Origin of the sequence: Kluyvera sp. EC_51 (genome assembly GCF_019584505.1) — a bacterium.
In the GTDB taxonomy this organism is placed as follows: domain Bacteria; phylum Pseudomonadota; class Gammaproteobacteria; order Enterobacterales; family Enterobacteriaceae; genus Kluyvera; species Kluyvera sichuanensis.
The window spans coordinates 1-24,037 of sequence record NZ_VDAG01000037.1; the positions used below are offsets into that span (position 1 = coordinate 1).

Sequence of the window (24,037 nt, forward strand, 5' to 3'; positions counted from 1 at the left end):
TGGCACGGCTGGGACGGAAGTCGCTGTCGTTCTCAAAATCGGTGGAGCTGCATGACAAAGTCATCGGGCATTATCTGAACATAAAACACTATCAATAAGTTGGAGTCATTACCAGGGCTAAGTTATCCTTACTATGCCAGTCGGGTTGAATTCCCGAAAAATCACAGCGCCTGGTTCACCCGGCAGGATGCGTTAACGTTAAGTCCCGATTATTACGACTTCCTGCTACGTGTTGCTTACCTAGCAAAAACGTACAGTAAAGATTCCCATGACGGCTATCGTAACTTTGGCACTAGTCAGTTAATATGACGGCAGCTGAGAGGCCTTTAGAGCTTATGATGCAGACTTGCCGATAAAAGCGCAGGTTTGCATCTATTTCTTGATTCTATTTCCACCATCACCTGACAAGCTGGCGATAATCACATTCCATCTCATCGATGAAATCATCACCGATTGTCGGAAAGCCATAGCTCAAATGCTCTTTCCCTTTAATTTCAAATAAATTATAGAGATAGCTATCCTTTTGGTTAGCGACGTGAACAGGCATAAAGGGCCTGTTTCTTACGATATTTTCGTTTAGTTTACTGGCGTTGATGATGTTGTATTGATCTCCGGTGATATCAATAACGTAATTTTCCACTTCCAGCCAGAAGTGAGTTATTGCGCCATTTTTACCGGTGACTCCAGTGACCCCTTTCAATTCCAGTTCGGGCCATAATTGCAGAAAGTGGAAGGAAAGTAACATTGAGCAAAGCTTGCAACTCATTACCGGGAAGCCGTGAGGTACAAGGTAGGTTGTTGACGGATCACATGTTTCGAGTATCTTTCGAAACCTATTCGCCTCTTCACGTGCAGTCTCAATGGTAAACAATATTATCCCCTGATTTAGCATACGAGTGTTTGTAAGCATACGTACCAATGGCAGGCTCCTTAGGATTTATTCAGCGTAGTATGAGTCAATGCTGTCCGGTCGAATCATACGTGAAGCCTAGGGAGTTAGACTTTATATAACTGGATTGCGCCATTACCGCACACTCCTGTTTTTCGCTTGTGTGGATTAAGAATTGGTCTTATCCAGTTAGCTTTAATGTTGTTAATTCAACGTCAGTGAGTCTGCCACTATCTGCCTTTTTCACAAAGTAAGCCCACCACTGCATCATCGGACGACGTTGCTCAAGGTAATCACTGCGGTTGTAAGCGCGACGAACCTCATTTTTGTCCACATGAGCCAGTGCTGCTTCAATGACATCAGGCGGAAATCCTTTCTCATTGAGTGCTGTACTGGCGATAGAACGTAAGCCGTGTGAAACGAGTACGCCTCCTAAGCCAGCACGCTTCAGTGCGGCATTAACTGTTTGGCTGTTCATTGGCTGGGTTGGTTTGATGCGACTGGGAAAGATAAATTCACGGCCACCACTGAGTGACTTCATCATTTCCAGAATAGAGAGAGCCTCATTGGATAGTGGAACCGTATGGTCCCGGTTCATCTTCATTCGAGCTGCAGGAATTTTCCATTCGCTAGCATTGAAATCGATCTCATCCCATCGAGCCTCAGCAGCTTCGGCAGGGCGGGTAATGGTGAGAAGCTGCCACATGAACAAGCACCGCGTTGACACACTGATACTTGCTGTACGCATTGTTTGCATTAACTGTGGAAGCTGATCCGGACGGATACTCGGCATGTTTTTCTTTTGCGGTTTCTCGAACGCTTTTCCGATATTTACACTGGGAACTGCATCAATCAGGCCTGTGTTCTGCGCATAAATCATGACTTCGTTAATACGCTGACAAAGGCGTCGGACTGTCTCTAATGCACCTCTGGCCTGGACCGGCTGCACTGCTTTAACCAGAGTATGGGCCTTAATCTCAGTGACACTGATATCACCGATTGCTGGAAAAATATCTCTCTCAAGTGAGCGCCAGATATCGTCGGCATAGCCTTCTGTTACGCTGGCTTTCTTCACATTCCACCAACGCTGGGCAACTAGCAAGAAAGTGTTGGTTTTAGCCTCTTGAGAATTTCTTACCTGTTCTTTCTGATGTTCCTGAGGATCAATGTCTTTCGCCAACAAAACTCGAGATTCAGCTCTGAGTTTACGCGCATCAGAAAGGGATATGGCAGGGTATGCACCGAAGCTCTGTTTGGTTCGCTGCTTGGTCAGAGGCCGATAGTAACGGAACTGCCAGAGCTTACTACCACTGGACTTGATTAATAGAGTAAGCCCGTCACCATCATACAGCTGGTAATCGGTAGCTTTAGGTTTGGCGGCTTTGATTTCCGTATCGGTTAACGGCTTGGTTTTTCTTGCCATGGGGGAGTCTCCATGCGTTTAGGCCCAACGAAAACAATAGAGCTTTTCGTTGGGCCTATCAATGGGCCTAAAAGGTTCGGATTTAATTAGTTCTCTTCGGACTTCGCGGGACAAATTGAAGGCACAAAAAAGCCCGCAGGGCTTGTGCCGTGCGGGCTCTTAGGACTTCATCGGATGACTCTGGTAATCACCGATGGAGAATTTTGGTGGAGCTGGCGGGAGTTGAACCCGCGTCCGAAATTCCTACATCCTCGGCACTACATGCTTAGTCAGTCTTTACATTCGCCTGGCACCTGCGGACAGACACGCCACTACCAGACTAGCCTGATTAGTTTTAACGCTTCAACCCCAGGCAGGGCTTCCACGCGATCTCTTTTGGGTTTGACCTCTCTTTGATCCCCGTCTTAAGAGCGGAAGCTAGGGAGAGAGGGCTCAGAGCAGGTTATTAAGCTGCTAAAGCGTAGTTTTCGTCGTTTGCGACTATTTTTTGCGGCTTTTTACGAGGCCAACCGCCCCTCGGCATGCACCTTGGGTTTCGCAAATCCCGTCGAATCCAGAATCAGCCCCAATAGTGTGGCAGAAAGTATAACAGATTTGTTATGCGGCATACCAGCCCAGATTGTGGTGGGGTGTTGATATGGAAGATGCGGCTAAAATATGAACAGGCACCGTGCAGAGTCTACGGTCTCTGTTTTTGCGTTTATGGTTATAGAAACGTATCGATCAAAGAATATTAAAATAAAAACATGATATATCATATATATTCAAAATATTCTTTTTAACGTGTTGATTATTTAAATTTTAATTAATTCTCTTCTATCACTGATTTAGTCAGGCTTAACTTATTTTTTGATAATTGAGAGATATATTGTACATCGTGAAAAATAACAATGTTTTGTTACCTTTGCATTTGCCTATACATAGAACCTTGTATATATGTGTTTATATTGCTGTTTTTTAATTTCAATGCTATTTGATTGTTTTTCCTTTAAAAACAATTGGATGAGCTTTAAGTAAGAGTGTGTAGCAGAAGTCATAAATTTCACAAATTTAATACTGTGCGTTAGCTCTCGTATAGACGAGGGTTGATGACCATATTCGAAATTTTTTCGAGGTGAATCTATGCCCCCGTCAAATAGCCTGCCAGGCGCCGTCGATGTATTAAACCGGAAAACCGGTAATCTCGTGATGGAATATACAAAAGAAAGCGATCGGGTTGTCAACCTGACGCAGTCGAGTGTCGTTCGCGTTCATGCTTCTCCTGACGTTGTGGGTTCTTATGAACGCCAGGGAAATGACTTGATTATCCATATGAAGGATGGCACGACGGTGCGCTACCAAAACTTCTTCCTGTTGGATGAAGAGGGGTTGCATAGCGAGCTTATCTTTGAAGATCAGTTGGGCGTTCATCATGCGGTATTCCCTGCGGCGGCGGAGGCGGGGCCTATTGCTGCCGAAGCGATCGTGCCTGTATTCAGCGATGTAGCGCTGGGTTCGCTGATTGGCGCGGGCGGCCTATCTGCGCTTGCCGTGCTGGGTGGGATTGCTGCCTTTGGCGGCGTAATTGGTGTGGCGGCAGCGGCGAGCAATAGCGGCGGCAGTAGTGACAATAAGCAGACAACAACGCCAACACCTACGATCACCATTGCACCCGTTGCGACCGATAATATTATTAATAAACAGGAAATTGGCTCGGCACAAACCGTTAGCGGTAGCGTTCAGTCTCAGTTTGCGGGCAGCACGCTGACGATTAGCCTGAACGGTCAGACCTGGAGCACGACGATTAATGCTGACGGTAGCTGGAGCTCTCAGTTGCCGCCTTCACTTCTGCAAACGCTGGCTGATGGTATCTATTCCCTCAAAGTCACCCTCACCACCTCTGGCGGTGCGACTTATTCTAAAGAGAGTGTGATCACGGTGGATACCGTACCTCCTCAGCTAACGGTGACGCCGTTTACAACTGGGGGAACGGTGACGCAGGCGCAGCATAGTGCCGATAAGATTGTGAGCGGCACTATTGATGTGAAAGATGCGGGATCAACAATCGTTGTCACGCTGAATGGCAAACAATACACCACGGTGCCTGACGCGAACGGGCAATGGAAGTTAACTATCCCTCAGGCGGACATGGCGCAATTGAGTGATGGTCGGGACTACACGATTACCTACAGCGCGACGGACCCTGCCGGTAACGTGACCACCAGCAGCGAAACCGTTCATACGCATTTTGTTATCTCAAGCATTACCATTGATCCCTTTACGAGCGATAACAGTATCAACAGTGCGGAAATACTGCTTAACCAGACGGTGAGCGGCCATTCCATAAATCTCCCCACTGGGACGATTTTGACCATCACCATTCTAGGGATTAATAAAGCCTATTACGCCCAGGTGTTAAGTGATGGCTCATGGAAAACGACCATCCCAGCGGGAGATTTAGGATCGTTGGCCGATGGGACTTCAACGATTACTGTATCGGGGAGCGGTACCAGTGCGACTGAAAATTTTGCCGTTGATACGTCTCACTCCGCCATCGCCATCGCCATCCTCTCGGTCGATGATTACCTGAATGCCAACGAAGCGTCGCAGCCGCTGGAAATACGCGGCGTGGTAACGGGATATGCGCCAGGCGTTACGGTTAGCGTAACGATAGATGGAAAACACTACCCTGTGAGCAATATTGACGCCGCCGGGAACTGGAGTGTGGCGATCCCGTCGGATGATCTCATCGCCTTGTCGGATGGACCTAAAACGATTACGGCGGAGGCCATTCTCAATACTGATACTGCAACGGATGAGCACACGCTGAACGTACAGATCCACAACCTGCCTAATCTGGAATTTGACCCGGTGTTTGGTGACGGTTATCTGAATGCGAGCGAGCAGAAATCTGATCAGACTCTGAGTGGTAGCACTCACGTAACGGGGGCGGGTCAATCGGTTACCGTTCAACTCGGCGGTAAAACCTATAATGCAACGGTCGATACCAACGGTACGTGGAAGGTCACGGTTCCTGCGGGTGATTTGCAAAAAATAGCCGATGGCGTGCTGACTGTAACGGCAAATGCTAGTGATGCCTCAGGCAATACCAGCAAAGCGTCGGCAACGGCCGTTGTGGATACCGTTCCGCCACCTCTGACCATCCTGCCGCTAACGGGAGACGGCAAGCTTAATGGCAGCGAGTTGTTGAGCGACCAGACGTTAAGGGGAATGAGTTCGGTGAGCGAAAGCGGGAAAACCGTGGTGGTGTCGCTCAATGGAAAGACCTACCCTGGCGTTCTCGTTGGAGAAGATGGTTCCTGGCAGATTTCATTGCCAACATCGGACCTCAGTAAACTGGTAGCCGGCAATAGCACTCTGATCGCTACGTTAACCGATGCGGCAGGAAATACCACCACGGTAACGCAAACGGTCAGCGTGAAAACGGCGGTGTTGAAGATCTCGGTGCAGGCTTTCACCGACGGCAACGTGCTTGATGCGGCGGAGGTCAAATCCGATCAAATCCTGCGCGGAGGGTCGAACGCAGAGGCCAATAGTTCGGTGACGGTGGTATTGAATGGCAAAAGCTACCAAACCGTCACCAACGCATCCGGTGATTGGCAGGTTACAATTCCGGCCGCTGAGTTGCAAAAATTAGAGGATGGTTCACAAAACCTAACGGTCAGCATAACGGATGGCTACGGGCAAAACACAACGCTTAACTCCAATTTTAGCGTCGATACCAACAGCGATGCGCTGTCCATTAACATTGTCGCTGGCGATGATTACCTGAATATCGCGGAAGCCAGTGGCGGCCTGATCATCCGGGGAACCAGCGCCGGTTTGCCGCAGGGAACCGTTGTTACCGTGATGTTCAACGGTGTGGCGTATACCGCCACCGTCTTAGCGGATGGCTCCTGGCAGACAAACCCTTTATCGTTAACCGGCCTGGCGGATGGGCCGATTACGCTCACGGCGAGCGCCACAAGCAACGGGGTCACCGTGATTGATAGCCATAGCTTTACGGTGGCTATCCATACAAAATTTGCATTTTCCGTCGATCCGCTTTTTGGTGGCGATAATATTGTTAACCTCAGTGAATCGTCTAAAGACCAAACAATTGCCGGGAAAACGGGAATTTCCGGAAGTGGTCAAAAAATAGTTGCGATGCTGAATGGCCAGCAATACGTTGGCGTTGTACAGGCTGACGGTTCATGGTCAATCACGCTGCCGAAGGGGGCGATGGGGAGCCTGGCCGATGGTGCCAATTCGATAACCTTTAACTACTCCGACGTGGCGGGTAACCCCGGTTCCACCTCTGCCTCCTTCACCGTAGATAAAACACCGCCGGTATTAACGGTCGCACCGGTTAACGCGAACGATCTGTTGGGCAGTATTAATATTGCTCAGGGCGTTACCCTGACGGCCAGCGCGTCAGCCGATGCACAATCGGTCGTGGTGACGATTAATAATAAATCCTATCCGATGACGCTTCTCAACGGCAGTTGGTCAGTTGCGCTCGACACCGTTGCGCTGTCCGTCTTACCCAACGGCGTCACGACCATTACGGTAACCGCGACGGATGCCGCAGGTAATAGCACAACGGTGAACCATAACGTCACCGTCGACACCATTGCGCCGAACGTGGTGATTGATCCCGTGACCAAAGACAATATCGTTGATATTGCGGAGCTAAATGCGGGTATTACGCTAACAGGGAAAGTGGTACCGATGGAGGCTGGTGCTAAAGTCACGGTGATTTTTAATGGTAGCGCATTGTCTGATGTCATCGTGGGTTCAGACGGCAGTTGGTCGGTATTTGTCCCTTCCTCAACGCTCTCCGGGATGTCCAAAGGAACCTATAGCGTGACGGCTACCGTCACAGATACGGCTGGCAACACCTCGCCATCGGTCAGCGAAGATTTCCGCGTTGATACCGATATCAGTGCGCTTACCGTGGGCCCCGTCGAGGGAACGGATAAAATCAACGCGGCGGGCATCGATGATGGGTTGACCATCAGCGGTACCTCTGCGCGGATCCCTGAAAATAGCGTTGTGACGATCACCATTAACGGCGTGCAGTATGCCGCCACCGTTTCCGCAAGCGGAACCTGGACTACGACGGTGCCGAAGCAGAATGCCGCTGCGATTGCAGATGGAACCGCGACGATCACCGTTTCAGCGCTGGATGTGGATGGCAAAGTCGTCTCCAGCGAGCATCAGTTTACGATTATTACCCAGACGCTGCCGCAGCCCGCGATTCATTTGCCATTTGGCGATGGCGTAATTAATGCCGCCGAAGCGCTGGTTGGCGGAAGCCTGAGCGGCACTACCGGCATCAAGGGGGCAGGGCAGCTTGTTACTATCACCCTGGATAATGGTACTCCGCTGAACGCCGTCGTTGATGCAAACGGCAACTGGACGCTGGCGCTGACGCCGGGGCAGTTGGCGGTATTAGGCAATGGCGATCATACGGTGAACGTTAGCGTTATTGATGCCGTCGGTAATCAGAATTCGACAACGGCTCCGTTGGTGGTGGATAAGATTGCGCCAACGTTTAGCGTTGACTCGGTCACCGTCGATAACATTGTCAACAGCATTGAAGCCGCGGGCCCGCTGACGATTAGCGGAACGGGGACGTATGACTCTAAGCACGTGCTGACGCTCGTCGTACTGGTAAACGGGCAAAGTTATGATGCAATACTCCAGTCGAATGGCACCTGGGGTATTATGCTGCCTGCTGGCGCGCTCTCTGGCGTGTCAGATGGCCCGGTCACGGTGAAGGTGACGGCCACAGACTATGCGGGTAACAGCACGACGACATCGACAAGCTTCACGCTGGATGCGTCACCGCTCAATGCGCCGAAGATTCAGATAGACAAAATCTCGACCGATGATTACGTCAATAAAGTTGAAGCCGGTAGCGATCTCATCATCAGCGGTACCACGCTGAACGTTGAGGTTGGCCGGGATGTGAAGGTTATTTTTGGCGGTCAGACCTACACCACGAAGGTGCAGGCTGGCGGCACGTGGTCACTCACCGTTCCTCAAACTGATGTTGCCAATATCCTTGACGGCGCGCAGGTGATTAGCGTGACGGTCAGCGATCTTGCCGGGAATATTGCATCAGGCGAACATTCTGTCACCTTTATCGCCCAGCCAGCTTCACAGCCGACGCTCGCTATCACCGTGATCGCGCAGGATGATGTGATTAACGCCCTTGAACATCAGACTTCGCTACTGATTAACGGTACATCGACAGGGTTGGCTACCGGGACGGTGGTGTCGGTAGTACTGAATACGAAGTCCTACACCGCGACCGTAGACAAAAACGGTAACTGGAGTTTCACCGTACCGAAGGGCGATGTCCAGGCACTGACGGATACCTCTTACACCATCAAGGCGGACGCCGCTGATGCAGCGCAAAACCCTGCCAGCACCACGCATAACATCACTGTAGATACGGCTGCGCCAACGCTTGTGGTGGACGTGGTGAATTCGGTCTTCAGCGACGGCTATCTCAATATTGCTGAAGCGGCGGTCGATCGCATCGTTAGTGGTAAGGGGAGCGTGGGTGAAACCGTGTCGCTCAACATCAATAACAGAACTATCTCGGCGGTCGTCGACGGTCAGGGCAATTGGCAGATGACGCTGCTGGCAGCCGACCTGCAATCGCTCCCGCCGTCGGCATCGCTTGTTTTTACCAGCACCGATGCGGCAGGAAATACCGCGAAAAATACCGTGAATGTGAGCGTCAACACGACCAGTGGGCCAAGCATCACGCTGGGGTCAATGTTTGTCGATAATATCGTCAGCATCGCTGAGGCGAAGGCAGGTGCTACGCTGAGCGGAACGGTCACCGGTTTGGTAAATGGCACTTCGGTTACGGTAACGATTGGCAATGATAAGTTTTACGGTACCGTTTCAGGCAATACCTGGACTGTGGCCGTCACGCCAGGGGCGTTGAAAACCAGCGGTCAGTTGGACGTTACGGTTACCGCGAATGATGCCTGGGGAAATCCGGCCACGGCGCACGGAAATCTGGATGTGATGCTGGGTGTGGCTCAGGCAACGCTACCGGCCAATGTGTTTGGTACCGACAATATTTTAAGCCAGGCAGAAGCTAATGCCGGGATTACACTGACTGGTAGTACCGGGCAATCGGGAGTGGGGCAAACCGTAAAAGTTACCTTAGATGGTTCCCTGGAGTTCACCGGTACGGTTGATATTAACGGCAACTGGTCGGTGGTACTGACGCCATCTCAGCTGAACGCCATCCAGGATGGTGGCCATAAGCTAGCGCTGGTGGTGGGAGATAGAGCGGGTAATCAGGTAGTGTCCGATGCGCTTGATGTGAAGGTCTATACCGACCCGTTGACCCCTCCGACTCTGGCTAAACCGTTCATCGATGGGATATTAAACGCAGTTGAAGCATCCGGTCCAGGTGCTCTGACCGGCGCACTTAATATCGATTCTACGCTGGTGAAATCGGTAATGGTCAGCATCAATAACGGACCGGCGGTTGCCGCTCAGGTATTGAGTAATGGCACCTGGTCATTGCCAATGTCGAGTGCGGATCTTAAGGCGCTGACGGACGGTGTGCTGCAGGTTAACGTGACCGTGACCGATATTGCCGGTAACCAGATTTCCGGGCAGGGCAGTTTTGAGGTGCTAACCCATACGCTGCCGGTGGCAACTTACCTCACGCCGTTTGGTGATAGCGTTATTAACTACGCCGAAACCCAGACGGATCAAATTATCAAAGGGAATACCGGTGTTATCGGTACCGGTCAGAGCGTCGTGTTGACGTTAGGCGGCACGGTTTATACGACAGGCACGGTAGATGCTAATGGCAACTGGTCGGTCACCATCCCGCAATTGAATCTGGCGGCGCTGAAAAATCTGGACTCCCTGGGCTTTACCGTGACGGTGACTGACCGCGCGGGCAACAGCAATACCTCCACCCCTATCAATGTCACAGTACATTCTGTGCGGCCTTCTCCAGAGGTGATTAACCCATTCGGCGATGGCTTCCTCAATATCAAAGAGGCGGCGGGCGCGGCGACGTTGACCGGCAAAACCGGGGTTACTGGGGCGAACCAGTATGTGACGGTGAAGGTTGACGTTAACGGCGTGCTTTACACGGCAACGGTTGATGCGACTGGAAACTGGACGGTTAACTTGCCTGCCGGGTCTTTACAATCGCTCTCTGCTGGGCAGCATCAGATAGTCATCTATGCGCAGGATCAGTACGGCAACAGCACGACCAGTACGACAAATTATCAGGTTGCGCTGACGCCACCTTCGGTGACCGTCACCGCGCCAACGTTTGTTAACGCGGTGGATGCGTCAACGGGCAGCGTGACGTTCAACGGCACGCTTTCGTCACCGTATGCGTCTGGATCGACGGTGAAAGTGACGATCGGCACACATACGTTTGATGCCCAGGTAACGGGAACCTTGTGGACGCTGAAGCTGACCGCCGATCAGTGGTCGGACGTTAGCGAACGCGGTTTGCAGAATATCACCGTGTCACTTGATGATGGTGTCCATAACACCAATACCGCCAGCACGACGGTTACGTTGCTGCTGGACAAGCCGACCGTTACCGTCACTACACCGTTTGCTGGCGATAACACGCTGACTTACATCGAAAGTTTGACCAATCAGGTGATTAGCGGTACCTCCAGCCATCTGCAGAAGGGCGATACGATTACCGTCACCTTTACTGGCATCGTCACTAACACCTTCACCACCACGGTGCAGGCCGACGGCAGTTGGTCGCTTCAGTTAACGCCTACGCAGATGAAATTGCTCACCGCCGGGGATATTTCGGTTACGGCGCAAGATCAGGCGGGGAACACGGCAACAGCAGGCAATGTCGGGGCGCTGGTTATTAACCTCACCAATGCGGCGCCTTTGCTCAGCGTTGATGCGGTGGCTAGTGATAACTATATCAACGCCACTGAGCTTTCAAGTGGAAATGTGTCGATCTCTGGCCACGCGCTTAACCTCCCAATTGGCTCGCTTGTGGATGTTACGATCCTGAATACACAGTCAGGTTTCTCTACGTTAATCCCTGATCTCCTTGTGAACAATGATGGAACCTGGAGTGTAACGTTTCCGACCTCGGGGTTCCCAACTGACGGCAACTATACGATCACCGTAACCAGCTCTGCCGCGCAAGGGGTGAGCGGTACTCAAACGGTGATTGTTGACCGTGTTGCCCCAACGTTAGGTCTGAATACGTTTGCTACGGATGGCTATGTGAATATCAGTGAAAAAGGGATGGTGCAGGTTATCAGCGGAACGTCCGACATGAATGGCGGCTGGGTGACCATTACGCTGAACAGTAAAACGTATTATGCGCAGGTTTCAGGGGGAGTCTGGTCGGCGAACGTGCCGATAAGCGATATGACTGCGCTAAGTAATGGAACTTACGAAATTAAAGCAGTCATCAGCGATGCGGCGGGTAATACCAATGATGAAACGCAGGACATTACTGTCTATGGCACCGCTCCAACGCTGAGCGTGACGGCAGGTTTGCCGGCCGTATTGACGACGCTTAATATTGATACCGGCCCTTTGCTAAAAGGGGTGGTGGCGCCGGGCAACACCGTTACGGTTGATTTTATGTCCACGCATTTGAGCGCTACGGTCGATGGGGCCGGAAACTGGAGCGTGAAGCTTGATGCTGCGGATTTAGCAAAATTAAGTGATGGCCCGCTGTCGCTGACGGTTACCACCACCGATACGGCAGGCAACACCACCACTCAAAACCTGTCGACGAACATCGCACTTAACCCACTGCTGGACGTGCAGTTCAATAAGGTCACCGCTGATAACGTGGTCAACCTTGCTGAATCGCTGGTGACGCAACTGCTGACCGGTAAGATTACGGGGAACGCGCAGGGAGCAAAAGTCTCACTGATCATTGCGGGTATTACTATCGCCAAAGACATCCCTGTCGCAGCGGATGGAAGCTATTCCATCGAACTTTCGCCTTCTATCTGGCTGGGTCTGACGGCAGGTTCGCTCACGATGAACGTCGAGGTGGTCGATAGCTATGGTAATAAGGCCAGTGAGTCCACGGCGGTGGGTCTGGCGCTAACGAACCTTCCCGCGATAACTAACGTGCTGGTGACGGCGGATAACGTCATTAACCTGGTGGAAAGCGGCTCGAATCAGGTCATTTCCGGGGTGGTCAGCCAGGCTGCGAACGTCAAAACGTTGGTGCTTACCCTTGGTGGTCAGACGATACAGGCGACGGTGGATGCGCTCGGGAACTGGACGGCTTCGCTGCCAACCAACGTACTCAAAGCCCTTCCGGATGGGATGGCGACGGTCGGCGTGACGATTACCGATACGTCGGGCAACGTGATTAACACCAGCGCCAGCTTTAATGTGGTCACCCATAATCTGCCGGCAATCTCTCTCGACACGCTATTTAGCAACGGCATCTTGAGCATTCCTGAACTGGCGGGCGCGCTCCTCAGCGGGACGGCGACCAATCTTGCGGGCAAAACCCTGACCATCCAGGTTGGTTCTACCACGGCGTTTACGACCAACGTAGACGGTACTGGACATTGGTCGGTGAATATACCGGATACGGTAAAAACGGCTTTGCAGGGGCTGGGGACAGGGAATGTGGGCATTACGATTACGGCGGCCGATCAGTACGGTAATACCGCGAGTCAGACCGGGTCGATTAAGCTGGATCTGGTTGCTCCGGTCCTGCAAAACATGACGCTGTTTGGTGACAATCTGCTGAATCTTCTTGAGTCGCAGTCGAACCAGACGATCGTCGGTACGATTGGCAATGCGCCGATAGGTTCAACGGTCCAAGTGTCCTTTGGAACGAAAATCTTTAACGGCGTCGTCAGCACCAGTTCGGGTGGGTTTACGATCAACCTGTCGCCGAGCGTTCTTGCCAGCCTGTCGGATGGGCTATTTGTTACCAGCATCACCGTGACTACGCCGGATGGTAATAGCTTAACCACGTTGGGGCCTAACATTACCATTGGGCTGAAAAACCTGCCGGTCGTCGCGATCACCTCGCTGTTCGGCAACGACGGCTATCTTAACCATGCAGAAGCCATTGCGGCGCAGACTATCTCCGGAACGGTGACCGGTCTGGCGGATGGCGTGAATAAGGTCAAGGTAACGGTAAACGGTACCGATTATCTGGCCGATCTCAGTGGCGGCAACTGGACGTTATCGCTGCCAGCGGGAACGCTTTCGCAGATTAAAGACGGCGTATTCAACGTTACCGCATCGGTGGTTGATGCCGTGAACAATACGGTGACCGGCAGTAAAACGGTGAACGCGATCGTACAGGCGGTGCCGTCGCTGCACCTGAACACGCTGTTTGGCGATGGGACGTTGGATCTTATCGATCTGCTGACCAACCCTGTTTTATCCGGCACCAGCAGCAATGTGGCCGTGGGCACGCAAATTATGGTCAGTGTCGGGGCGCTGAATATTCCGGCGACCATCGGCGCCAACGGACTGTGGCAAATAACGCTAACGGCTGCCTCATTGCAGAATCTGCAGGATAGCTCAGGCCTGAAGGTCAGCGTGACGATGACCGATGCAGCAGGCAACGTCGCCTCGGACTCTCAGCAGGTTACCGTTGCGATTCAGGCGACGCCTTCCGTCACGATCACCTCGCTGTTCGGCGATAACCTGGTGGGGGGCGTGCTGAATGGCGGGTTGAACAGCGCGGAATCGAAGGTTGCACAGACCATTTCGGGTATCAGCCAGAATGCCATCGGTTCGCAGGTAAAAGTGCTGGTGGCCGGTGTTAGCTATTTTGCCACCGTGGCGGCGGACGGTACCTGGGCAGTATCGGTTCCGTCCAGCGCGCTGACGGGCCTGAGCGATGGTCAGCAAAGCGTTAGCGTGTCGGTCACTAACTCCGCAGGTAAAGTGGCCAGCGATACGAGTGCGTTGAATGTTATTCTCCATACGCCAACTATCTCGGTATCCACGCTGTTTGGTGATGGCAAACTGAATATCAACGAAGCGAATGGCGGGCAGCTCATTAGCGGAACGATTACGAATGCCACTGCTGGTTCGGTGGTGACGGTGACCGTAGGAGGAGCCTCGTTTAACGGGACGGTGAACAGCAACGGCACATGGACGGCCTCCATCAGCAATACCGTGCTAAAAGCGTTGCAGGGGAATACCGCCACCATTACCTATTCCGTCACCGACCGGGTAGGTAATACCGACACGAAATCAACCGACGTTGCCGTGAAGTTGACCCAGCCAGATCTGGGCCTGACGCCAGTGCTATCTGGGGTAATCAATGGCCTTCTTGGGCTTGTCGGTGGGCTATTGGGTTCGTTAGGGTTAACCAAACCGGCCATTCTGACCCTCAGCGGCACATCGCATAACCTTGAGGCAGGATCGCTCGTTAACATTAACCTGGCGAATTTGGCTTTCGGAAGCGCGACGGTTAAAGCCGACGGAACATGGAGTACCGATCTTAATCTCGGTTTGGATCTGGTGAAAATCCTCTCGCTGAGCACGATTGTTTACCTTTCTGCGGCAGATTCGGCGGGCAATATGGCCTATCTGAATGTTGGTCTTGGCGGCGGAAACCCAACCATCACACCACCACCGGGTACTTCAACGTTGATGACGGAAGCGGCCAGCTTCTCCGTGCTTGCCGCCAGTGCCAACGAAGGTTCGGACAACAGTTCGCAGACAAGTTCGGACAGTTCGAACACCACGACCACCACCGCCGCCACTCATGAGACGGCCACCACCACAGATACCACAACCACGGAGACCACCTACACCATTGGCGGCCTGAGCGTCGACCTTGCCGACGGCACCACGCAGACCGGCGATACGGTACATGGCGGCACCGGTAACGACACCATCCATCTCTCATCGCTGGGCTTTACCGAAATCGACGGCGGCGCGGGGACGGACACCTTGGTGCTGGATGGCTCCAATATCATCCTGAACCTCATCGAACTGGCGGGGAAAGTTCACAACATTGAAGTTATCGATCTGGGCAAATCCGGGAATAACAGCATCACGCTGGATGTTAACGAAGCGCTGACGATCACCGATAAACCGGAAGACGACCTGCTGATCAAAGGCAGCGACGGCGACCAGATCAACCTGAAACACGGCGCGACGGATACCTGGGCGATTACCGAACAGCGTGAAGTGAACGGCGTGATGTTCGACGTTTATCACAACAGTTCGCAATCCAATACGCTTAGCGATGTCCTTATTCAGCATGGACTGCATGTCAACATGGTCTAACGGGAATTAACACCTCAGGGACGAGGCGGGCAATCAACAATATCACCACGGGCAATCCTAAGGTGGAAAAATGAAACGTGCCGTATCTCTACTGTTAATGATGTTACCGATGGCTAATCTGTTGGCGGCTCCCGGTAACGAAGGACAATATCGGTGGCAATCGGCCCCAAGCGAACAGCTTCAGGCTCAGCTGACCATTAAGGAAGCGATACTGCGGGCGTTTGCCCGCAACCCAAAAATCGCCCAGGCCTCCGCGCAGATCCGCGTAGGCCGGGCGAATCTTGATGAAGCGAAAAGCGCCTGGTTCCCGCAGATCTCCTTGCAGGGCAACATGGGGCGATCGCACCGTACTGACTCCGCCGGATCGTTGAATAACAACGGTTCTGGCGGCGTTTCGCTAAAACAGCTGCTGTACGATTTTGGTAAAACCGGCGGCAGCATTGATGAGCAGTACAACCTCTCCGACGCATGGCGTTTCGAGCTATACAGCGCCCTCAACGATGTTGGCACGCAAACGCTGCAAACCTATCTGCAGGTCAAGCGCTATCAGGCGCTGGCGCAGGTCGCACGCAATAATATCCAGTCGCTTCAGGCGATTCAGGAGATGGCGAAACTGCGGGCCCAGGCTGGCCTGAGCTCGCAGTCCGACGTGCTACAGGCGGAGTCGCGTATCGCCGGCATGAACGCCACGGTTGCCCAGTTTGAGGCGCAGAAACGCACCGCACAGGCGGCGCTAAGCGTGCTGACGGGGGTAGTGTCTGACAACCTGCCGGATCTCCCTGAAGATCTGATGAAGCAAAAATTCTCCGTTAACTCCCTTCCGTATGAACGCAGCAATGCGGTGCGTAGCGCCCAGTCTAAGCAGTTGGCGGCGGAGCAGCGTATTCGTCAGGCGCAGGCCCAGCATTGGCCGACCATCTCGGTGCAGGCCGGGCGGACGCGCTATGAAAACGATCAAAGCAACTACTGGGACGATCAGGTGCAGTTGGTGGTGGATGCGCCGCTCTACCAGGGCGGCGCGGTCAGCGCTCGCGTAGATGCCGCAGAAGGGGACCGAGCAAGCGCTCAGGCTCAGGTTGAAGCGAGCAAGCTGGACATGAACCAGCGCGCCGCGACCGCCTGGGCCGATCTCACCGGAGCTCAGATTCGCCAGCAGGCTGGGGAAGCGCAGTCGGCCACCGCCGAACTGGCTCGCCGGGTTTATCGCGATGAATATCGCCTCAGCAAGCGCAGCCTGAACGATTTGCTGAGCATTGAACAGGACGTTTTTCAGGCCGATAGCGCCACCATAACCGCACGCTATGACGCGTGGGATGCTGCCGTACGCTACGCGGGGGCCGCCGATAACCTACTTGATATGTTAGGCATCGAGCGCAGCCGCACCGTTGGTGATGACTTACCCGCACTATAGACAACACGGATGCAGGAGTGGTTATGCAACAGCCGGATACCGAAAGCTGGATCAATGTGATGGTGCGCGCGGCAGGCCGCTTTGGCCTGCCAGCGGATGCGCCTGCCGTGCGTCAACAGATGCGCTGGTTTGAAAATTTACCGATCGACGTGCGCCTGCAAAGGCTGAGTGGGCTGATGGGACTACAGGTGCACCGTGTCCCGGTGGCGAAAATGCGCTGGAGCGCGCAGAACCTGCCCGCCATCGTGCAGATGGAAAGTGGCGAAATTATGCTGCTGGAGTCGCTCAACGCCGAGGGACTGGTGACCTACTGGCTCAGCAACGGCGGCGATCTGGTGCGGGAAGAGGCGCTGGAGACGCTGCTTGAGCGCATCACTTCCGATGTGGTGATGTTGGGTATTGCGGTACGCGGGCGCGACTCGCGTATTGATGATTTTACCCGCCCGTGGGAAGCGCACTGGTTCTGGCGCCATTTCCGCCATACTGGGCGCAAGCTCTCTGAAATCGCGCTGGCCTCTATCGTCGGCAACGTGATGGCGCTGGGGGGGATTCTGTTTTCGATGCAGGTCTATGACCGGGTTATTCCTGCCCAGTCGTTCCCTACGCTGTGGGTACTGTTTTTTGGCGTGCTGCTGGCGGCGGCGCTGGAGTTCTTTATCCGTCTGGCGCGAACCTACATCTCGGACATCATGGGTAAACATATTGACCTGAATTTATCGTCGATGTTTTTTGCCAGGGCGATGTCGATTAAAAACGATGCCAGGCCGAAGTCCACCGGATCGTTTATCTCGCAGCTGCGCGAGCTGGATCAGGTGCGCGAACTGCTGACCTCCACGACGGTGGGTGCGGCGATGGATATGCCCTTCGTGCTGCTGTTTATCGTGATCATCGCGATGGTCGGCGGCCCGTTGGTGGTGATCCCGCTGATCGCGATCCCGTTAATTGTGATCCCCGGCCTGCTGGTGCAGTGGCCAATGGCCAAGCTTGCTAAAGAGGGGATGCGTGAGAGCGCCATTCGTAACGCCGTGCTGGTGGAATCGATTGAAGGGGTAGAGGACATTAAGGCGCTGCAGGCGGAGCCTTACTTCCAGCGTCAGTGGGAAACGACGCACGCCGTCGGGGCCAGCATCGGCATGAAGCAGCGAATCTGGGGAGCGCGGCTTAGCGGCTGGGCATCCACCGTTCAGCAGATCACCTACGCCGGCATGTTAGTGTTTGGTTGTTTTCTGGTGATTGATGGCAGCATCACCACCGGTACGCTGGTGGCGTGCAGCATGCTGTCGTCACGCACCATTGCGCCGCTGATGCAGCTGACGATGGTCTTCTCGCGCTGGCAACACGCGAAATCGGCGATGACCGGGCTGAACGAACTGCTGAAAAAACCGCTGGATAAAGAGTCGGATAAGAAGATGGCGCACTGCCCGGTGCTGGCGGGGCACTATCAGATGCAGCAGATGCAGTACAGCTATGACGTGGAAAAGGGCGAGCAGGCGTTGAGTATTGACGGGCTGGAGATTATGCCCGGTGAACGGGTCGCCATTCTGGGGAAAACCGGGGCCGGGAAATCCACGCTGCTGCGGCTTTTTTCAGGGCAGGTTCAGGCCACCAAAGGAAAAACTATCATCGACGGCGTTGATATGGCGCACATCGACCCAACCGATGTCCGGCGGCAGGTTGGGTATCTCTCGCAGGACTCCAGGCTCTTTTTCGGCACGCTGCGGCAGAACCTGATGCTGGGTCATCCCCATGCGACCGAAGCGGAGCTGATTCAGGCGCTGCGGATTAGCGGAGCAATTACGCTGGTGCAGCAGGATGCCGCGAGCCTCGACCGCATGATTAACGAAGGCGGGCGCGGTTTATCGGGCGGGCAGCGGCAGATGGTGCTGCTGAGCCGCCTGATTGTGCGTAACCCGCAAATTGTGCTGCTGGATGAACCGACGGCTTCAATGGACGAACAGCTGGAAGAGTGGGTGATTCGCCAGCTTCAACAGTGGCTGACCGGGCGCACGCTGGTGCTGGTTACCCATCGCCCGGCCCTGCTCAAGCTGGTCGACCGCATTGTGGTGCTGGAAAATGGGAAGGTGGTGGCTGACGGTCCGCGCGATACGTTACTGAATCAGGCGAGGAAGAACAGCAACGTCGCCTCGATTGTTCCCGGAGGTGCGCAATGATTGAAGCGAAAATGCAGGATGAGCTGAATCGCCAGAGCCGTCTCTCGTCGTCGGTGGTGTGGTTAAGCTTTCTGGGTCTTGTCATCTTTGTGCTGTGGGCCCGTTGGGCGATTCTTGATGAGGTGACCGTGGGGACCGGCAAGGTCACGCCCTCTACCCATGCGCAGGTGATTGAGAGCCTGGACGGCGGTATCGTCAGCCAGTTGCTGGTGAAAGAGGGCGATATCGTCAATCGTGGGCAGATGCTGGCGCGCCTAGACCAGACGCGCTTTCAATCGAACTTCGGCGAAGCGGCGGTACGCGTCCGCTCGCTTCGGGCATCGAGCGAGCGTTTAAGCGCGGAGCTAAGCGGGCTGCCGCTGAAGTTTAGCGCCGAATCACTGCAGGAGCCCGCGCTGGTCGCCCGTGAGAAGCAGCTGTACGAGTCCCGGCGCAGAACGCTGAATGAAACCCTCAGCAATCTGCAAAAAACGCTGCAGCTGGTGGATGCGGAAATCCGAATGACGAAGCCGCTGATTGCCCGAGGGGCAGCCGGTGAGGTAGAAGTTATTCGCCTTGAACGTCAGGCCGCTGAGCTACGCGGCAAGATGGATGAAGCGCGCAACCAGTATGCGGTGCGGGCGCGGGAAGAGCAGGTGAAGAATGATGCTGACCTGGATGCGCAGTTGCAGGTGATGGCGGGCAAAGCTGACCAGGTTCAGCGAGCATCGCTTTTTTCACCGGTGCGTGGGGTGGTGAAAGATATTCAGGTGAATACCGTCGGGGGCGTACTGCAGCCCGGCGGCAAGCTGATGGAGATTGTCCCGCTGGAAGATCAGCTGCTTATCGAATCGCGGATTAACCCTCGCGATATTGCCTATATCCGCCCTGGCCTACCGGCGACCGTCAAAATTACCGCCTATGACACCTCTATCTATGGCGATTTAAAAGGCACCGTCGAGGTGGTTTCGCCTGACACCTTGCAAGATGAGGTGCGCCGCGATCAATTTTACTACCGGGTTTACGTACGCACGCAACAGGCGGAGCTGGTGAATAAACAGGGTAAGCGTTTCCCGATCATGCCGGGGATGATTGCTAACGTGGAAATTAAGACCGGGCAGAAATCGGTGCTGGATTACCTGATTAAGCCGCTGAACAAGATGAAGGAAGCGCTGAGGGAACGGTGATGGAAACGACGCTTGCCTGCGGGTGCAGGCAAGCGTTGCCAGAACTAGCGGCCAGCATGTTTCATAATGCGGGCTTTATCGAGCTGCCATTCGCGATCTTTCAGATCGGAACGTTTGTCGTGCTGTTTCTTCCCTTTCGCCACGCCGATTTTTACCTTACACCAGGCGTTTTTCCAGTACAGCGACAGCGCCACCACGGTGTAACCTTCGCGGTTGATACGCCCGAACAACGAGTCCAGTTCGCGCTGGTTAAGCAGCAGTTTACGGGTACGTGTAGGATCGCAAACGTAGTGCGTTGATGCTACGGCCATCGGGGTGAAGTTCGCGCCAAACAGGAAGGCTTCGCCGTCTTTCAGGATGACGTAGCTGTCGCCAATGTTGGCTTTACCTGCGCGCAGGGATTTCACTTCCCAACCCTGGAGGGCAAGGCCCGCTTCAAATTCTTCTTCGATAAAGTATTCGTGGCGGGCGCGTTTATTCAGCGCAATCGTGGCTGATCCAGGTTTGTGTGCTTTTTTCTTTGTCATAATGTCCTGAACTTATCGCTTATCTCAATAACACTGCCTCAAGCTCCCGCGAGGCGCAATGGGTTATCTTAGCACGATATAGTCCGCCTCCGTTTTTTTTAGCAGTAGATAAATGATACTATTTACGCCGTGTTCGTGAATGGAAATTGCTATGCCTCAGATTAGCCGTACTGCGCTGGTTCCCTACAGCGCGGAGCAAATGTATCAACTGGTGAACGATGTGAATGCCTACCCAGATTTTATCCCCGGTTGTACAGGCAGCCGTGTTCTGGAGTCCGGCCCGACGCAAATGACGGCGGCGGTGGATGTCTCTAAGGCAGGCATCAGTAAGACCTTTACCACGCGCAATACGTTAACCAGCAACCAGAGCATCCTGATGCATCTGGTCGATGGGCCGTTTAAGAAATTGATTGGTGGCTGGAAGTTTACGCCACTGAGCCAGGACGCCTGCAAGATTGAGTTTCAGCTTGATTTTGAGTTTACCAATAAGCTTATTGAGCTGGCGTTCGGCCGCATCTTTAAAGAGCTGGCGCTGAATATGGTGCAGGCGTTCACGATGCGCGCTCGCGAGGTTTACAGTGCCGGGTAAAATTGCCGTCGAAGTCGCATATGCGCTGCCGCAAAAGCAGTATCTGCAGCGGGTGACGCTGGATGAAGGCGCGACGGTGGAGCAGGCCATTCAGGCCAGCGGCCTGCTGACCCTGCGTGATGATATTGACCTGACAAAAAATAAAGTCGGTATTTATAGTCGCCCAGTAAAGCTTGACGATGTGGTTCACGACGGTGACAGGGTCGAGATTTATCGCCCGCTGATTGCCGACCCGAAAGAACTGCGTCGCCAGCGCGCTCAGCAAAAAAGCTGACCACCCTGTAGCCCGGACGAGGTGCGAGAGCAGCGACTCCGGGAGTTCCCCGGCGTCACTGCGTTCGGCCGGGCTACGCCGATTGCAGATGCAAAAAAAGCGCTCATTGAGCGCTTTTTTTGCATCTGCTACACACCGCCGCTGATTTATTTGGTCAGCGCTGGTTTGTTGTCGATGTTCGTCAGTACGCCGCTGCTGTTGAAAGTCAGGGTCAGCGTCTGCTGAGTGACGGATTCATGGCCTGGCTGCTGGCGGAAAACGTAGAACCAGGTGTTGGTGCCGAACGGGTCGGTCATCATCGGGGTACCTAAGGTATAGGCGACCTGTTGTTGCGTCATGCCAACACGGATTTTGGCAACATCATTAGGTACCAGATAGTTCCCCTGACTAATATCAGGACGGTAAACCACTCGCTCCAGAGTGGAACAGCCTGCAGTCATCATCAGAAGAACCGCTGCGGCAGCAGTCAGCGTTTTACAGCGCATAGTGATTTGATTCCTTTTCGGGCCCGAGCAGTACGCGGCTCATATGTAATGTGCCGATGATAATAGACCTGAGGTAAGTTGGAAACCTTTGATATCAGGTCTTACGGCGTTTTTATTGTGAACTCAGACTCTAAGAAACCAAAAAAGTTTATGCGGCCAGCAACTCTTTCGCGTTCGCCAACGTATTCCGTGTGACTTCGCTACCGCCGAGAAGGCGCGCCAGCTCCTGCAGACGAGCACGTTTGTCCAGCGGCTGCATGTGCGTTTCGGTCATCGCGCCGTCGGTCTCTTTGCTGACGTAGAAGTGGTGGTGGCCACAGCCTGCAACCTGCGGCAGGTGCGTTACGCACATCACCTGAGTGGATTCCCCCAGCTGGCGCAGCAGCTTGCCAACGACTGCCGCCGTCGGGCCGCTGATACCTACGTCTACTTCATCGAAGATCAGCGCCGGGGTTTCCATTTTGCGCGCGGTAATCACCTGAATGGCTAGCGCAATACGCGACAGCTCACCGCCGGACGCTACTTTGGCAATCGCCTGCAGCGGCTGGCCGGGGTTGGTGGTCACGCGGAACTCAATGCGGTCTGCGCCTTCGGCGGTCAGGTGCTGCTCTTCAAAGCGGACGTCGATATCGAACAGGCCGTGCGGCATGGAGAGCATGTGCATGCTGTCGGTAATCAGCTGTGAAAGCTCCTGAGCGCTTGCCTGACGCTGCGCATGCAGCTGGTGGGCCGTTTCCATTGCCAGCTGATGATGACGAGACACCGCGTGTTTCAGCGTCTCCAGCGAGTCGCTCTGGTCGTCGAGCAGTTGCTGTTCGTCGAGCAGGGATTGGTAGTACTCCGGAAGCGCTTCCGGCGAAATCTGGTGCTTACGTGCCAGTGAAATCTGTTTTGACAGACGCTGTTCCAGCTCGTACAGGCGGTTTGGGTCGAGATCCAGACGGTCGCAGTAGTGGCGCAGTTCGTCGCTGGCTTCACTCAGTTGAATGGCCGCTTCTTCCAGCATATCCAGCACGCCGGCGAGTTTGCCGTCCATGCTCGCCAGTTCACCTGCCAGCTGGCGGGCGGTGTAGAGCTGGCTTTGCAGGTTGACGTCCTCGCCGTCGGCGAGGATGGCCAGCGCATGCTGGCTGGTGGCGATAAGCTGCCCGCTGTTGGCGAGACGCTTGTACTCTTCGTCAATTTGTTCGTATTCGCCCGGCAACGGGTGGAACTCGATAAGCTCTTTCAACTGATACTGCAGCAGCTCTGCGCGAGCGGCGCGTTCCTGACTTTGCTGCTGATGGGTTGCCAGATCGCGACAGCTTTGGTTCCACAGACGGTAATGTTCGGCCATTTGTTGTGCGAGCGCTGACTCACCGACGTAGGCATCAAGCAGGGTTTTCTGATGTTCAGGCTTCACCAGCTGCTGGTGCGCGTGCTGGCCGTGGATCTGGATAAGCAGTTGACCCAGTTCACGCAGCTGCGACAGCGGCACGGCGGTGCCGTTGATAAAGCCGCGTGAGCGGCCGTCGCTGCTGATGACGCGGCGCAGCAGGCACTCGCGGCCATCTTCCAGCTGGTTATCTTCAAGCCAGCGCAGAGCGGCAGGGGTGTCTTTGAGCGCGAAGCGGGCGCAGAGGTCGGCGCGGCTGGCGCCAGCACGAACCATGTCAGCTTCGGCGCGGCCACCCAGGCATAAACCGAGGGCATCGATTGCAATTGATTTACCGGCCCCGGTTTCGCCAGTGATGGCCGTCATGCCGCTGTTGAAGTCGATTTCAAGTTCACGAACGATGGCAAAATTGCTGATGGTCAGTTGTGCTAACATAGCCGCTTCCTGTATGAAAACCCATAACT

General features: G+C 54.1%; 13 protein-coding genes and 1 other RNA gene. 8 read left to right on the forward strand and 6 right to left on the reverse strand.

All coding sequences use genetic code 11. The features are described from left to right. Both FHC49_RS10180 and FHC49_RS10185 read left to right on the forward strand, forming a co-directional pair. On the forward strand, window positions 1-98 hold a 98-nt coding region (locus tag FHC49_RS10180), incomplete at its 5' end, for an IS1 family transposase (RefSeq protein ID WP_000851394.1). A gap of 1 nt (window position 99) precedes the next feature. After that, window positions 100-309 carry an inovirus-type Gp2 protein gene (locus FHC49_RS10185; protein WP_255581325.1) on the forward strand — a complete coding sequence of 70 codons (210 nt, stop codon included), beginning with the start codon at window positions 100-102 and terminating at the stop codon, window positions 307-309. An 88-nt stretch (window positions 310-397) separates the two neighbouring features. Here the strand turns inward: FHC49_RS10185 and FHC49_RS10190 are convergent, their stop codons facing one another. From FHC49_RS10190 to ssrA, 3 genes are all read right to left on the reverse strand, one after another. Then, the gene (locus tag FHC49_RS10190) at window positions 398-871 is read right to left on the reverse strand and encodes a hypothetical protein (RefSeq protein WP_032724395.1); all 474 of its coding nucleotides are present in this window, start codon (window positions 869-871) and stop codon (window positions 398-400) included. Between the two features lie 199 nt (window positions 872-1,070). Beyond that, window positions 1,071-2,312, reverse strand: coding sequence for an integrase (locus tag FHC49_RS10195; RefSeq protein WP_047358992.1), 1,242 nt, complete (start codon window positions 2,310-2,312; stop codon window positions 1,071-1,073). Window positions 2,313-2,516: 204 nt separating this feature from the next. Next, window positions 2,517-2,879: a transfer-messenger RNA gene (gene ssrA, locus FHC49_RS10200) on the reverse strand. Window positions 2,880-3,434: 555 nt separating this feature from the next. On the opposite strand from ssrA, the gene FHC49_RS10205 reads away from it, so the two are divergent. From FHC49_RS10205 to FHC49_RS10220, 4 genes are all read left to right on the forward strand, one after another. Further along, window positions 3,435-15,575 (forward strand): Ig-like domain-containing protein, encoded by a 12,141-nt coding sequence (locus tag FHC49_RS10205; RefSeq protein WP_255581326.1) that lies wholly within the window; start codon window positions 3,435-3,437, stop codon window positions 15,573-15,575. A 97-nt stretch (window positions 15,576-15,672) separates the two neighbouring features. Further along, window positions 15,673-16,986, forward strand: a complete 1,314-nt coding sequence (locus tag FHC49_RS10210; protein WP_255581327.1) for a TolC family outer membrane protein — start codon at window positions 15,673-15,675, stop codon at window positions 16,984-16,986. Window positions 16,987-17,009: 23 nt separating this feature from the next. After that, complete coding sequence (locus tag FHC49_RS10215; protein WP_220439693.1) at window positions 17,010-19,157, forward strand: type I secretion system permease/ATPase; 2,148 nt, start codon at window positions 17,010-17,012, stop codon at window positions 19,155-19,157. Further along, entirely contained in the window at window positions 19,154-20,323 is a 1,170-nt protein-coding gene (locus FHC49_RS10220) for an HlyD family efflux transporter periplasmic adaptor subunit (RefSeq protein WP_220439694.1), read from the forward strand. Before FHC49_RS10215 ends, FHC49_RS10220 begins: the two co-directional genes overlap by 4 nt. Before the next feature lie 44 nt (window positions 20,324-20,367). On the opposite strand, the gene smpB is transcribed toward FHC49_RS10220, so the two are convergent. Continuing rightward, window positions 20,368-20,850, reverse strand: a complete 483-nt coding sequence (gene smpB / locus FHC49_RS10225) for an SsrA-binding protein SmpB (protein ID WP_035894933.1) — start codon at window positions 20,848-20,850, stop codon at window positions 20,368-20,370. A 151-nt stretch (window positions 20,851-21,001) separates the two neighbouring features. On the opposite strand from smpB, the gene FHC49_RS10230 reads away from it, so the two are divergent. After that, window positions 21,002-21,439, forward strand: a complete 438-nt coding sequence (locus tag FHC49_RS10230) for a type II toxin-antitoxin system RatA family toxin (protein WP_220439695.1) — start codon at window positions 21,002-21,004, stop codon at window positions 21,437-21,439. Continuing rightward, window positions 21,429-21,713 (forward strand): RnfH family protein, encoded by a 285-nt coding sequence (locus FHC49_RS10235; RefSeq protein WP_185668759.1) that lies wholly within the window; start codon window positions 21,429-21,431, stop codon window positions 21,711-21,713. The genes FHC49_RS10230 and FHC49_RS10235 overlap by 11 nt, the downstream gene beginning before the upstream one ends. 146 nt (window positions 21,714-21,859) lie before the next feature. On the opposite strand, the gene bamE is transcribed toward FHC49_RS10235, so the two are convergent. After that, entirely contained in the window at window positions 21,860-22,198 is a 339-nt protein-coding gene (gene bamE / locus FHC49_RS10240; RefSeq protein WP_035894936.1) for an outer membrane protein assembly factor BamE, read from the reverse strand. Between the two features lie 148 nt (window positions 22,199-22,346). Then, window positions 22,347-24,008, reverse strand: a complete 1,662-nt coding sequence (recN, locus tag FHC49_RS10245; protein WP_220439696.1) for a DNA repair protein RecN — start codon at window positions 24,006-24,008, stop codon at window positions 22,347-22,349. Window positions 24,009-24,037: the final 29 nt, after the last annotated feature.

Excerpts from the sequence above, each read along its gene's own strand:
- smpB (WP_035894933.1), bottom strand. The coding sequence starts at position 20,850 with ATGACAAAGAAAAAAGCACACAAACCTGGATCAGCCACGATTGCGCTG.
- FHC49_RS10220 (WP_220439694.1), top strand. The coding sequence starts at position 19,154 with ATGATTGAAGCGAAAATGCAGGATGAGCTGAATCGCCAGAGCCGTCTC.
- FHC49_RS10230 (WP_220439695.1), top strand. The coding sequence starts at position 21,002 with ATGCCTCAGATTAGCCGTACTGCGCTGGTTCCCTACAGCGCGGAGCAA.
- FHC49_RS10205 (WP_255581326.1), top strand. The coding sequence starts at position 3,435 with ATGCCCCCGTCAAATAGCCTGCCAGGCGCCGTCGATGTATTAAACCGG.
- FHC49_RS10215 (WP_220439693.1), top strand. The coding sequence starts at position 17,010 with ATGCAACAGCCGGATACCGAAAGCTGGATCAATGTGATGGTGCGCGCG.
- bamE (WP_035894936.1), bottom strand. The coding sequence starts at position 22,198 with ATGCGCTGTAAAACGCTGACTGCTGCCGCAGCGGTTCTTCTGATGATG.
- FHC49_RS10210 (WP_255581327.1), top strand. The coding sequence starts at position 15,673 with ATGATGTTACCGATGGCTAATCTGTTGGCGGCTCCCGGTAACGAAGGA.
- recN (WP_220439696.1), bottom strand. The coding sequence starts at position 24,008 with ATGTTAGCACAACTGACCATCAGCAATTTTGCCATCGTTCGTGAACTT.
- FHC49_RS10195 (WP_047358992.1), bottom strand. The coding sequence starts at position 2,312 with ATGGCAAGAAAAACCAAGCCGTTAACCGATACGGAAATCAAAGCCGCC.